The organism is Sphingomonas sp. PR090111-T3T-6A (genome assembly GCF_000383095.1).
Lineage (GTDB): Bacteria > Pseudomonadota > Alphaproteobacteria > Sphingomonadales > Sphingomonadaceae > Solisphingomonas.
In genome coordinates this window covers 255714-267459 of record NZ_AORL01000021.1, presented here as the reverse complement: position 1 = coordinate 267459, position 11746 = coordinate 255714, and the positions used below count along the sequence as shown (strand labels likewise).

Below are 11746 nucleotides of genomic sequence, written 5' to 3'. Positions count from 1 at the left end.
CCAGCCCCGTTCCCGCGCCGCCACGCCGCCGGAGGAGGATATCTCACGGACTGCCGCTTTTCCGGGCCGGCTATCGCTTCTCCGCCTGATCGAGGCTGGAGGCCAGCATCGTCGCCACGATCGTCCAGTTCGGGTGCCGCACCGATCCGCCAGAGACCGCCTCGGCCTGTCCGCGATCGCAGGGTGTGGAAAGCGCAGTGCTCACAAGGCCTCGCCGTGAAACATGTCGAGCCCCTGCGATAGCTTTTTCCCGACCGGCTCAAAAGCGATCCGGGGAACTCCCCTGCGCATGGTCGCTTCTGGTCACATGACGAAGCACCAAAGCGTCGACGAAGCGCGCGCACGGCTCGCCATCGTCGATCCGCGCGCCGCCGCCCGGAGCGCGGGGCTGGTCCATGTCAGCGACGATCAGCCGGGGATCGGCCGCCGCCGATCGGGCAAGGGTTTCAGCTACAGGGATGCGGAGGGGAAGCTCATCCGCGATCCCGAGGTGCTGGCGCGCATCCGCAAGCTCGCCATTCCGCCCGCCTATACCGACGTGTGGATATGCCCCCGACCGAACGGGCATCTCCAGGCTACCGGACGCGACGCGCGGGGCCGGAAACAATATCGTTATCACCCCTCCTTCCGTGAGGTTCGCGAGAACGCGAAATATGAGCATATGCTGGAGTTCGCGGCCGCCCTTCCCTCGCTGCGCAGGCAGGTGGCCGCCGACATGGCGCGTGCCGGCCTGCCCCGCGAGAAGGTTCTCGCCACGGTCGTCCACCTGCTCGAAACAACAATGATCCGCGTCGGCAACGCGGATTACGCGCGACGGAACCGAAGCTACGGCCTGACCACGCTCAGATCGCGCCATGTGGATGTCGAGCCGGGCGGCGCAAAACTGCGGTTCGCGTTCAAGGGCAAGAGCGGCCGGTTCTGGCGCGTCACCCTGCGCAACCGGCGGCTGGCGAAGATCGTGCGGGCCATTCAGGAGCTGCCCGGCCAACATCTTTTCCAATATCTCGATGAAGAGGGTGCCCGCCACGATGTCGGCTCGGAGGATGTGAACGACTATCTGCGGGAGATCAGCGGAACATCCATCACGGCCAAGGACTTCCGCACCTGGGCCGGCACGGTTCTGGCCGCGACGGCTCTTTCCAGATGCGAGACCTGCGAGAGCCTTGTCGCCGCGAAGCAGAACATACGCGACGTGATCGCGCAGATCGCGGCCGAGCTGGGCAATACGCCGACCATATGCCGGAAATGCTACATCCATCCTCACGTCCTGGACGCCTATCTGGCGGCCGAGACGATACTGCGGGCTCCTTCCAAGAAGGCTCCGAAGGCCAAAGAGGGGATTTTCATGACGGCGGAAGAAGAAGCCGTCATCGCCTTCCTCCGGCGGAAACATGGCGCGTGATCGAACGCTAATCTACATCAAGAAGACCTCGCGGGCTTTGCGATATCAGAGGTCGATGGCCGACATCCCCACCACCTCGCAATTTGGGCTTTGCTCCACCGGCAAAGACTGCGAAGCAGCTTCTCGGGCGAATGGTTATATCAGCCGGCGGAGCATGGATGTGCCTTCATCCCTGGACAGATCATCCTTCGCTACCGACGAAGCGCCCGGCGGCATTTCCCACCCGGATCGCGACGCCGCCGCATGGCTCGCCGCGATCGTCGAGAACAGCGACGATGCCATCCTCAGCAAGAAGCTGGACGGCATCATCTCCTCCTGGAATCCCGGCGCGACGCGATTGTTCGGCTTCTCGGCCGAAGAGGCGGTTGGCCGGCCCATCACCATCATCATCCCCGAAGATCGCCTCTCCGAAGAGGCCGAGATCATCGGCAAGATCCGCAGGGGAGAGCGCGTCCGTCATTTCGAGACCGTGCGGCAGCGCAAGGACGGCCGCCTCGTCGACATCTCGCTGACGGTTTCGCCGGTGCGCGACGCGGAAGGGCGGATCATCGGCGCCTCCAAGATCGCGCGCGACATCACCGAGGCGAAGATGGCGGCCGAGCGCCAGTCCCTCATCCTGCGCGAGATGAACCACCGCATCAAAAACCTCTTCGCCCTGACGGCGGGCCTGGTGACGGTGAGCGCGCGCGGGGCCAGCGACATCGACGATTTCATCGCGGACCTGTCCGGCCGCATCGCATCGCTCGCCCGCGCCCACCAGTTGACGCTGCCCGATCTCGCCGGCGACGTGCAAAACGCCGCGACGACGCTCAAGAGCCTGCTCGGGGCCATCCTCGCCCCGCACGAGGATCGGTCGTCGTCCTCCATCCATGTCCGGGGTGAAGATGTCGCGGTCGGCCCTCGTTCGCTCCCTTCGCTCGCGCTGCTGTTCCACGAACTGGCGACCAATGCCGCCAAATATGGCGTTCTCTCTGCGTCGGGCGGCACGTTGAGCGTGAATATCGGGACCGGCAACGACATACTGTCGGTCCACTGGATCGAGGCGGGAGCGACCGGCGATCGCGTCCTACCCGTCCATGAAGGCTTCGGCAGCCATCTGGAGAAGGCCTCCGTCCGCGGCCTTCAGGGCAGCATCGAGCGCGAGTGGCGGCCCGATGGGCTCGCCGTCGCCATGCGCTTCCCGCTCGGGGCGCTGGCCAGCTAGCGGCGGTCAGCCATTGGCATGGAGGCGATCGGACAGCACCTCCATCGGCAGCACTTGGACCGGTGAGATCGACGGCTCCGGATAGCCGAGCAGGAAACCCTGCGCCTCGTCACATCCCTCGCGCCGCAGGATGCGAAGCTGGCCATCCGTCTCGATGCCTTCGGCCAGCACCGGGATCGACAGGCTCTTGCCGAGCGCCAGCACCGCGCGGATGATCGCGATCGTCTCCGGGCTCACCTCCAGCTCGGCGACGAACAGCCGATCGAGCTTGATCTTGTCGAAGGGGAAGGCCCGGAGCGTCTCCAGCGAGGAATAGCCCGTCCCGAAATCGTCGAGCGCGATGCCCACGCCCAGCGCCTTGATCTGGCGCAGCACATGAAGCGCGCGCTCCCGATTGGCCATGATCGCGCTTTCCGTCAGCTCGATCTCCAGCCGGCGCGGGGGCAGGCCCGTCTCCAACAGGATCTGGTGGAAATTGCGTGGCAGATCCGGGTGCGCGAGCTGAAGCGGCGACACGTTCACCGACACCTTCGCCTCGTTCGGCCAGAGCATGGCGTCCGCACAGGCGCGGCGCAGCACCCACTCGCCAAGCGGCAGGATCAGCCCGTTCTCCTCGGCGATGGGAATGAAGACGGCGGGCGAGATCGCTCCATGCACCGGATGCGTCCAGCGCAGCAGCGCCTCGTAGCCGGTCACCTCCTGCGTCGAGACGGAGGCCTGCACCTGATAATGGACGTCAAGCTGATCGCCGCTGAGGGCCAGCCGCAGGTCCGCCGCCAGTTCGCGCCGGCTGCGCACCGCCTCGTCGAGCGGAGCGTCGTAGAAGCAGGGCGCCAGCGCGCCTTCGCTCTTGGCGCGATACATCGCCAGATCGGCATTGTTGGCGAGCGTCTCGCCGTCCGTCGCGTCCTGAGGATAGACCGCGACACCGATGCTGGCCCCGACGGTCGCCTCGAAAGTCTCCACCGAGAACGGGGCCGTGATGGCCGCCTCGATCCGTGCGATGAAACCGAGCAGGCACGCGCGATCCTCAAAGCGCGTGATCGCGACGAACTCGTCCCCGCCGAGACGCGCGACCAACTCGTGCCGGCCCATCTCGCCCCGCAGTCGCCCGGCCACCTGCCGCAGCACCTCGTCGCCGGCCTTGTGGCCATGGACGTCGTTGATTTCCTTGAAACGGTTGAGGTCGATGGCGACGAGGCCCAGCGCCGTGCCGGTGCCGCGCAACGACGCCATCTGGCGCGCCAGCTCGCGCTGGAAGCTCAGCCGGTTGGGCAGGCCGGTCAGCGCGTCGTTCATCGCCATGTGATGAAGCTGCTGCATCGCGTCCGAACGCGTGCCCTTGTCGATCAGGGCCGCGAAGACGCCTGTGGCGATCACCACCAGCCCCACCAGCGCTGTCGCAAGGCCGAGCGCGTGCATTTCGCCCGTGTCGAGCGGCGCATCGGAGAGGTGGAGCGGAATGATCTTCACCGCCGTCATCGCCACGAAATGCAGCGAGGCGACGGCGGCCACGAACAGCGCGGTGCCCAGCGGAATGCGGTAGCGTCCCGTCCGTCCGCTATCCAGCGCCACGAGCGACGCCGCCGACAGAAGGACTGCACAGGCGCCGGCAGCCGCGACATAGGGCACGCGCCACTCGATGATGCCGTCGACCCGATAGGCCCTCATGCCCGCGAAATGCATCGCGGAGATCGCCGCCCCGATGATCCCGCCGCCGATCGAGGAGAGCAGCGGGCCGCGCCGGAAGGTCGCGACCGAGAAGCCGAGCGCCGTCCCCGCCACCGCGATGATCAGCGAGAAGATCGTCAGCACGGGATCGAGCGTCACCGGAACGCCCGCGCGATAGGCGAGCATGGCGACGAAATGGGTGCACCAGATGGTCGCCCCCGCCCCTACCGACGCGAGGAACAGCCATCCGAAACGCTGCAATCTCGCAGTCTCCTGCCCCCGGCAGAAGAGCTGGACCACCGCGAACGCCCCGACGCAACAAAGAATGACCGCCAACAATGTCAGCCATGGGTCATGATCACGCGCGATGCACAAGGCTACGTCGAGCAAAGGGAAGTCCTAGTTCGGGGGCGTTGAATACGCTTGCGCCGGGCAACGCAGCGCCCCCTCCCTGCGGTCTTCCCGTAAATTTTTGATAAACCCCGACGATCTGCGGATAGCAGTCAGAGCCTCGCCGGTATGGGCGAGCCCGGGTCCGTCTCCAGCAGGCGACGCACGGTGTCGAGCGAGCGGCTCGACAGGGTGACCCAGCTCCGCCGGCCGTCGCAGATGTCGGGTGAACGGTTGAGCAACCCCGCCTCAACCATCCGCGACACCATGCGCAGCCCGGAGCTGGGCGCCCCCCCGGCGGCGAGCGAAGCCGCCGTCACCGACACGCGCCGCCCCTCCGCGGTCGCGACATAGAGGTCGAGCAGGACGTACCAGGGCAGATCGAGCCCGAACTCCCGCCCGAGAAGCTCCTCGCGTCGCCGCCGTGCCTTGAGCGTCCTGCGGGCCAAATCGACCTCCGATGCCGGAAAACCCTGAACGGCCCCCTCGCCGCTCACGGGACGATCCGACAACATGGTCCCGAACATCGCCGCGATCGTGCCGAGGTCCTCGGCCATGTTCTCGCTGCGAGGCGTGATAACGCTTTCTGACATGTGCAAAATCCATTGCCTGTATCGGGTGGCGGCCAACGAACACGCGCCCCACCCATGGGAAGGAAAGGAAATCCAGTTCAGTCGCGCCGGTCGTTCACAACAGCCCCTCCGCCTTGAAACTCAGCCACCCCGATCGGGTCACAACCAGATGATCCTTGATCGGCACGTCCACCTCCGCCGCGATCGCCTTGAGGCGTCGCGTCAGATCCAGATCGGCCTTGCTCGGCCGCGGATCGCCGCTCGGATGGCTGTGCACGAGGATCATCGCCGCCGCCTTCAGCTCGAAGGCCCTGCGGAAAATCTCCCGCGGATAGGCCGGCGCTTCCCGAATGGTGCCCATGCCCAGCATCTCGTCGCGGATCAGCCAGAGCCGCGCGTCGAGATAGAGCACGCGGAACAGCTCGCGCGGCTCATGCGCCATGGTCATGGTGAGATAGTCGATGAGCGCGTCGCCCTGCTCCAGCGGCGGCCCCCGCATCGCGGTCTGCCGGACCGCGTAGCGCATCGTCGAGCGTGCCGCCTCCAGCACCTGGGCCGCCTCCGGCTCGTCCTCCAGCATCCCCGCCAGCAGGGAGGGGTCGGCCGCCAGAACGTCCCCTACGCTCTCGAAACGGATCAGGAGCCGGTCGGCGATCCGGTCCGCTCGTTCTCCGCAGGCCCCGCGGACAAGCTGCGCGATGAGCCGCGCGCCTTCAAGGTCGCGCCGTGCCGCAGAGAAACGACGATGATCAGCACCACGATCCCCCACGACCACACCTGCTCCGCGTAGGCGTAGGCCAGATTGTCGGGGGCCAGCGCCTCCGCCGTCATGCAGATGATCGAGAGCATCTGGAGCCCCGCCGCCCAGATCGGCCAGAACCGACGGCTCGCTCGCGCTAGCGCGACGAAGGCCAGCAGCGTCGCCAAATCGATCGTCAGCAAGTCCAGCCGCACCCCCTGGAAGCGGATACGAAGCGGGCTGCTGACGACCGTCAGGACTGTGGCGAGAATACATAAAGCCGCACCCAATCGCTCGATGGTGCCGCCCCTCCAGATCGCCGCGATCAACGCGACCAGGAGGAGCGTGTCGAAGATGAGGGCGATGACCATGCGGGAGGAAGGCCATGTCCCTCCCGCCGGGTCAAGATCGCCCCGATGGTATCAGGCCGCGACCCGCAGGTTGCCGTCGAACGCCATCTGATCCGGGCAACCGTCGCCGCTGCCGAAGCCGGTCGGCATGCGCAGCTCGCGCGCCATGTCGGCGAAAGCCGCGTGCGCCGCCAGGAACTCGGTACGCGCCAGCACCGTGGCCGAAAGCGCCGCCGTCATCCGCTCCAGCGCGGAGTGGCAGATCGCCGCCGGCAGCCCCGCATCGATCCGGGCCCGCGAGGTGCGGCCGATCAGCGAGCACTGAAGCTCGATCGCCTCGTCAAAGGCGCGTTCGTTGGTGACGACCATCTCGGCGACATCCGAGGCGGAGGAAAAAAGCGCTTGCCGTTTGATCACGAGTTCTCTCCCGGGCGGACGCCCGGGAGCGCCGCCATCATGAATGGATAAGCTTGATGAAACGAGCGGCGCTCTCGAGGACGGCGAGCCCGATGCTGATCAGGCCCAGCCCTACAACCCCGCACAGGATCGCCGCGATCACGACTGCGATCACGATTTCCGCCATGCTCAGGTCATTCTCCGGTCTCCCCGTCGTGGGGAACGGCCAGCCCTTGATCTTCCGCGACAATCTGACGGGCGGGATATAGAGCGCCAGCTCCTCCTGCATCCGATTGCCGCGATCCGTCTCCTGCTGCCGAACCCATGTCGTGTCCGGCTCGGCATGGCGCGGCGAAGGCGGAATGTCCGCATATGGCGGCTCGTATACGAGCGGCTCGTATGTACTTTCCTCGAAGGCGGAGAGCTGGCGGGCGGCCTCCTTCCGGCCGGTAGCGCCCAGTATGCGGACGGCGCGCGTGACGCGCGTGTCCACCGCATAGGGGCTGATCCCCAGGATGCGAGCAATCTCCTTCGACTCGAATCCGCGCGCGACCAGTCGCAAAGCCTCGCGCTGGGGCTCGGTAAGACGGTCAAATGCAGCGTCGCTCATGGATCGACATTAGTGGCCGAGACGGATGTCTAATCAAGAGGAGGATTCGCATTCCCCCCATCTGATTGCGCGGCAAAGCGACAGCCGCCCACCAATACAGCGGACTCATCGCCAGACGAGGCGCGTTTCATGCCGCCTCTCCTCGCGCGAAACCCGCCCTTCTCTCTTCCGGTCATCCTCATGTCTTGCCCGCATGCCCGGCCGTACGATCATTCGTATACGAACCGGCTGGACGTCAGATTCGATCATCGTGACCGATTTAAACGATTGGACAGGCCGCCGGAGGCGCACAACCATCCCCGCCGAAACGAGGGAGACATCGGAGGAGAGGATATCATGAACGTCGAAGCCAGGTGCCCGGTGGGCAACACGGTTCGCGGGAACGCCGTACTCTTCGAAATGACCAACCGCCTGTGGTGGCCGAACCAGCTCGACATCTCGGTTCTCCACCAGAACCCGCCCGCCGGCGATCCGATGGGCCAAGGCTACGACTATGCCAGGGAATTCGAGACCCTCGACCTCGCCACGGTCAAGCAGGACATCGTCGCGCTGATGACCGAGTCGCAGGACTGGTGGCCTGCTGACTTCGGACATTACGGCCCCCTCTTCATCCGCATGGCGTGGCATGCGGCGGGCACCTATCGCATCGGCGACGGCCGTGGCGGCGCGGGCACCGGCCAACAGCGCTTCGCCCCGCTCAACAGCTGGCCCGACAACGCCAACCTCGACAAGGCACGCATTCTCCTCTGGCCGATCAAGCAGAAATACGGCCGGAAGCTCTCCTGGGCGGATCTGCTGGTGCTGGCCGGCAATTGCGCGCTGGAATCGATGGGCTTCAAGACCGCAGGCTTCGGCGGCGGCCGTCCCGACGTCTGGGAGCCGGAGAACGACACCTATTGGGGCCCCGAGCGCGAATGGCTGGGCGACGAGCGCTACAGCGGCGAGCGCGACCTCGCGCACCCGCTGGCAGCGGTCCAGATGGGCCTGATCTATGTCAATCCGGAGGGGCCGAACGGCAATCCCGATCCGTTGAAAGCGGCGGTCGACATCCGCGAGACCTTCGCGCGCATGGCGATGAACGACGAGGAGACGGTCGCGCTGATCGCCGGCGGCCACACCTTCGGCAAGACGCACGGCGCCGCAGACCCGTCGCAATATGTCGGGCCGGAACCCGAAGGCGCGGGCATCGAGATGCAGGGCCTTGGCTGGCGGAACAGTCATGGCTCGGGCAATGCCGGCGACACCATCACCAGCGGCATCGAGGTGATCTGGACGCAGGAGCCGACCAAATGGTCCAACCTCTTCTTCAAAAACCTGTTCGAGCATGAGTGGGAGCTGACCAAGAGCCCCGCCGGCGCGCACCAGTGGGTCGCCAAGGACGCGCCTGAGGACGTTCCCGACGCGCATGACTCCACGAAGAAGCATCGCCCGACGATGCTGACGACCGATCTCGCGCTGCGCCTCGATCCGATCTACGGCCCGATCTCGCGCCGCTTCTATGAGGATCAGGACCTGTTCGCCCATGCCTTCGCGGAGGCATGGTACAAGCTCACCCATCGCGACATGGGGCCGCATATCCGTCTTCTCGGGCCGGAAGTGCCGGCCGAGCCGCGCCTCTGGCAGGACCCGCTGCCCAAGGCGGAAGGCGCCCCTCTCGGCGAGACGGACATCGCCGAACTCAAGCAGGCCATCCTCGCATCCGGCCTGCCCGTCTCGCGACTGGTGGCGACGGCCTGGGCTTCGGCCTCGACCTTCCGCGGTTCGGACAAGCGCGGCGGCGCCAACGGCGCCCGCATCCGCCTCGCGCCGCAGAAGGACTGGCCCGTCAACGAGCCGGCCGCGCTGGCCGGCGCGCTGGCGACGCTCGATAATATCCGCAACGCATCCGGCAAGAATATCAGCCTCGCGGACATGATCGTGCTCGGCGGCTGCGCGGCGGTCGAGGCAGCGGCGAAGAAGGCCGGTCATGACGTGACCGTCCCCTTCACGCCCGGCCGCGTCGATGCCACCCAGGAGCAGACCGACCCCGAATCCTTCGAGCCGCTGGAGCCCACGATCGACGGGTTCCGCAACTATGTCGGCGAGGAATCGAGCATCTCGCCCGAGGAACTGCTAGTCAATCGCGCCAATCTGCTGACTCTGACAGCGCCGGAGATGACGGTGCTGATCGCCGGGCTCCGCGTGCTGGGCGCCAATGTCGGCGGATCGAAGCACGGCGTCTTCACCGACCGGCCGGAGACGCTGAGCAACGATTTCCTCGTCAACCTGCTCAAGACCAGCACGGCCATGAAGTGGGAAGCGAAGGACGACGGCACCTTCGCTGCCTCGGATCGCAAGGGCGGCGACACGAAGTGGACCGGCACGCGTGTCGATCTCATCTTCGGTTCGAACTCGCAGCTTCGCGCACTGGCGGAAGCCTATGCGACGGCGGATGCGGAGCGCGCCTTCGTCGACGCTTTCGTGGCGGCATGGGCGAAGGTGATGAACCTCGACCGCTTCGACGTCGCCTGACGGCGAAGGACGGCGAAGGACGGCGAAGGACGGCGAAGGACGGCGAAGGACGGCTCCCGGCATCGGCCGGGGCCGTCTATCGCGTAAAGAGGATATCGGCGGCCCGGCACATTCGCTATCCGGCCCGGACGGAGTGACGGTGCGGGAGAAGCGGATGGCCTATGCGTGCAAGACGATGGCGTCGCCGGTCGGCACGCTGACGCTTGTCGCCAGCGATGCCGGCCTCGTCGCGATCCTGTGGGAGAATGACGATCCCCGGCGCGTGCCACTGCCCGAGCTGGTCGAGGAGCCGGACAATGCCCTCCTCTGCGAGACGCAAAGCCAACTCGGCGAATATTTCACGGGCGGACGGACGCAGTTCACGGTGCCGCTCGATTTTCATGGCACGGATTTCCAGAAGAGCGTGTGGGCCGCGCTGCTCCAGATCCCCTTCGGGGAGACCCGCAGCTATGCGGAGATCGCCCGTGCCATCGGCAATCCGGCGGCGATCCGGGCGGTCGGCGCTGCGAACGGCCGAAACCCCATCTCGATCATCGCGCCCTGCCATCGCGTGATCGGATCGAACGGGGCGCTGACGGGCTTCGCGGGCGGCCTGCCTGCCAAGCAACATCTGCTCGCGCTGGAGAACCCGCAGCGCTCCTTGCTCTGACGGACAGGCGCCGGCCCCTGGAAGGGAGCCGGCGCCCGATTCCTCAGGCCGCGAGCGTCGCGTTGTCGATCACGAAGCGATACTTCACGTCGCTCTTCTGCATCCGGTCATAGGCTTCGTCGATCTGCTGGATGCGGATCATCTCGATGTCCGAGACGATGCCCTTCTCCGCGCAGAAATCGAGCATCTCCTGCGTCTCCGCGATGCCGCCGATCAGCGAGCCCGCGATGGCGCGGCGCTTGAAGATCAGCGCAGCGACATTGGGCGAGGGGTGCGCATGTTCCGGCACGCCGACCAGCGTCATCGTCCCATCGCGCTTCAGGAGCCCCGTAAAGGCATCCAGATCGTGGCTCGCGGCGACTGTGTTGAGGATGAAGTCGAAGCTGTTGGCGTGGGCCTGCATCTCCTCCGCGTTGCGTGAGACGACCACCTCGTCCGCGCCGAGCGCCTTGGCGTCCGCGCGCTTGCTGTCCGACGTGGTGAAGGCGACGACATGCGCGCCGAGCGCATGGGCGAGCTTCACACCCATATGGCCGAGGCCGCCGATGCCGACGATACCGACCTTCTTGCCCGGCCCCGCCTTCCAGTGGCGCAGCGGCGACCAGGTGGTGATGCCCGCGCACAGCAGCGGCGCCGCAGCAGCGAGTTGCTCCTGCGGATGGCTGATCTTCAGCACGAACTTGTCGGAGACGACGATCCGCTGCGAATAGCCGCCGAGCGTGTGGCCCGGCGCATCCGGCGTCGCGCCGTTATAGGTGCCGACGAGGCCGTTCTCGCAATATTGCTCCTCGCCGTCCGCACAGGACGGGCAATGCTGGCAGCTATCCACCAGACAACCGACGCCGACGGTATCGCCGACCTTGAACTTGGTGACCTCGGCGCCGACCGCGCTCACATGACCGACAATCTCGTGGCCCGGCACGCAGGGATAGAGCGTGCCGCCCCACTCGGACCGGACGGTGTGAAGGTCCGAATGACAGACGCCGCAATAGGCGATCTCGATCTGGACATCATGGGGACCGGGGGCGCGACGCTCGATATCGATCGACTCAAGAGGACGATCGGCGGCATGCGCGCCGTAAGCTTTCGTGACCATCTGGATTTCCTTACGGAGAGGGGAACGCCAAGTTGGCGTCTCCCCAAGGCTCCTGCAAGCCGTCCGGAGGCGGTTTATTCGCGACGGAAAGGCAGCTTTTCCGCCGCGTCGGCGCCCGGCCAGAAAAAAGGCAGATTGAAAGAAGTATTTTTGGCT

The 11746-nt window shown here is 66.1% G+C and carries 12 protein-coding genes; 4 read left to right on the top strand and 8 right to left on the bottom strand.

Annotation, left to right across the window (positions count from 1 at the left end):
* Positions 1-70 precede the first annotated feature (70 nt).
* A complete protein-coding gene (locus ST3T6A_RS22150) occupies positions 71-205 on the bottom strand; it encodes a hypothetical protein (protein ID WP_268869715.1) in 135 nt (44 codons plus the stop codon).
* Positions 206-307: 102 nt separating this feature from the next.
* Here ST3T6A_RS22150 and ST3T6A_RS0111375 point away from each other — a divergent pair, with 102 nt between their 5' ends.
* The gene (locus tag ST3T6A_RS0111375) at positions 308-1402 is read left to right on the top strand and encodes a DNA topoisomerase IB (RefSeq protein ID WP_019833050.1); all 1095 of its coding nucleotides are present in this window, start codon (positions 308-310) and stop codon (positions 1400-1402) included.
* A 154-nt stretch (positions 1403-1556) separates the two neighbouring features.
* Complete coding sequence (locus ST3T6A_RS0111370) at positions 1557-2606, top strand: sensor histidine kinase (RefSeq protein ID WP_019833049.1); 1050 nt, start codon at positions 1557-1559, stop codon at positions 2604-2606.
* Positions 2607-2612: 6 nt separating this feature from the next.
* On the opposite strand, the gene ST3T6A_RS19990 is transcribed toward ST3T6A_RS0111370, so the two are convergent.
* From ST3T6A_RS19990 to ST3T6A_RS20855, 6 genes are all read right to left on the bottom strand, one after another.
* Positions 2613-4538 carry a putative bifunctional diguanylate cyclase/phosphodiesterase gene (locus tag ST3T6A_RS19990; RefSeq protein ID WP_019833048.1) on the bottom strand — a complete coding sequence of 642 codons (1926 nt, stop codon included), beginning with the start codon at positions 4536-4538 and terminating at the stop codon, positions 2613-2615.
* A 242-nt stretch (positions 4539-4780) separates the two neighbouring features.
* Positions 4781-5260 carry a MarR family transcriptional regulator gene (locus tag ST3T6A_RS20860; protein ID WP_019833047.1) on the bottom strand — a complete coding sequence of 160 codons (480 nt, stop codon included), beginning with the start codon at positions 5258-5260 and terminating at the stop codon, positions 4781-4783.
* 94 nt (positions 5261-5354) lie between these two features.
* Positions 5355-5819 (bottom strand): JAB domain-containing protein, encoded by a 465-nt coding sequence (locus ST3T6A_RS21710; RefSeq protein WP_019833046.1) that lies wholly within the window; start codon positions 5817-5819, stop codon positions 5355-5357.
* Positions 5820-5875: 56 nt separating this feature from the next.
* Entirely contained in the window at positions 5876-6349 is a 474-nt protein-coding gene (locus ST3T6A_RS21705) for a hypothetical protein (protein WP_019833045.1), read from the bottom strand.
* Positions 6350-6400: 51 nt separating this feature from the next.
* Positions 6401-6745 (bottom strand): hypothetical protein, encoded by a 345-nt coding sequence (locus ST3T6A_RS19975; protein WP_019833044.1) that lies wholly within the window; start codon positions 6743-6745, stop codon positions 6401-6403.
* Positions 6746-6782: 37 nt separating this feature from the next.
* A complete protein-coding gene (locus ST3T6A_RS20855; protein ID WP_019833043.1) occupies positions 6783-7334 on the bottom strand; it encodes a helix-turn-helix domain-containing protein in 552 nt (183 codons plus the stop codon).
* Between the two features lie 336 nt (positions 7335-7670).
* Here ST3T6A_RS20855 and katG point away from each other — a divergent pair, with 336 nt between their 5' ends.
* Both katG and ST3T6A_RS0111330 read left to right on the top strand, forming a co-directional pair.
* Positions 7671-9845, top strand: coding sequence for a catalase/peroxidase HPI (gene katG / locus ST3T6A_RS0111335; RefSeq protein ID WP_019833042.1), 2175 nt, complete (start codon positions 7671-7673; stop codon positions 9843-9845).
* 154 nt (positions 9846-9999) lie between these two features.
* A complete protein-coding gene (locus ST3T6A_RS0111330; protein ID WP_019833041.1) occupies positions 10000-10494 on the top strand; it encodes a methylated-DNA--[protein]-cysteine S-methyltransferase in 495 nt (164 codons plus the stop codon).
* A 43-nt stretch (positions 10495-10537) separates the two neighbouring features.
* Here ST3T6A_RS0111330 and ST3T6A_RS0111325 read toward each other — a convergent pair whose 3' ends face one another.
* Positions 10538-11590, bottom strand: coding sequence for an NAD(P)-dependent alcohol dehydrogenase (locus ST3T6A_RS0111325; RefSeq protein ID WP_019833040.1), 1053 nt, complete (start codon positions 11588-11590; stop codon positions 10538-10540).
* Between the last annotated feature and the right edge of the window lie 156 nt (positions 11591-11746).

What these genes read in the sequence shown, in the direction of transcription:
- ST3T6A_RS0111375 (WP_019833050.1), top strand. Translation starts at nt 308, where the DNA reads ATGACGAAGCACCAAAGCGTCGACGAAGCGCGCGCACGGCTCGCCATC.
- ST3T6A_RS0111370 (WP_019833049.1), top strand. Translation starts at nt 1,557, where the DNA reads ATGGATGTGCCTTCATCCCTGGACAGATCATCCTTCGCTACCGACGAA.
- ST3T6A_RS20860 (WP_019833047.1), bottom strand. Translation starts at nt 5,260, where the DNA reads ATGTCAGAAAGCGTTATCACGCCTCGCAGCGAGAACATGGCCGAGGAC.
- ST3T6A_RS21710 (WP_019833046.1), bottom strand. Translation starts at nt 5,819, where the DNA reads ATGCTGGAGGACGAGCCGGAGGCGGCCCAGGTGCTGGAGGCGGCACGC.
- ST3T6A_RS21705 (WP_019833045.1), bottom strand. Translation starts at nt 6,349, where the DNA reads ATGGTCATCGCCCTCATCTTCGACACGCTCCTCCTGGTCGCGTTGATC.
- ST3T6A_RS20855 (WP_019833043.1), bottom strand. Translation starts at nt 7,334, where the DNA reads ATGAGCGACGCTGCATTTGACCGTCTTACCGAGCCCCAGCGCGAGGCT.
- katG (WP_019833042.1), top strand. Translation starts at nt 7,671, where the DNA reads ATGAACGTCGAAGCCAGGTGCCCGGTGGGCAACACGGTTCGCGGGAAC.
- ST3T6A_RS0111330 (WP_019833041.1), top strand. Translation starts at nt 10,000, where the DNA reads ATGGCCTATGCGTGCAAGACGATGGCGTCGCCGGTCGGCACGCTGACG.
- ST3T6A_RS0111325 (WP_019833040.1), bottom strand. Translation starts at nt 11,590, where the DNA reads ATGGTCACGAAAGCTTACGGCGCGCATGCCGCCGATCGTCCTCTTGAG.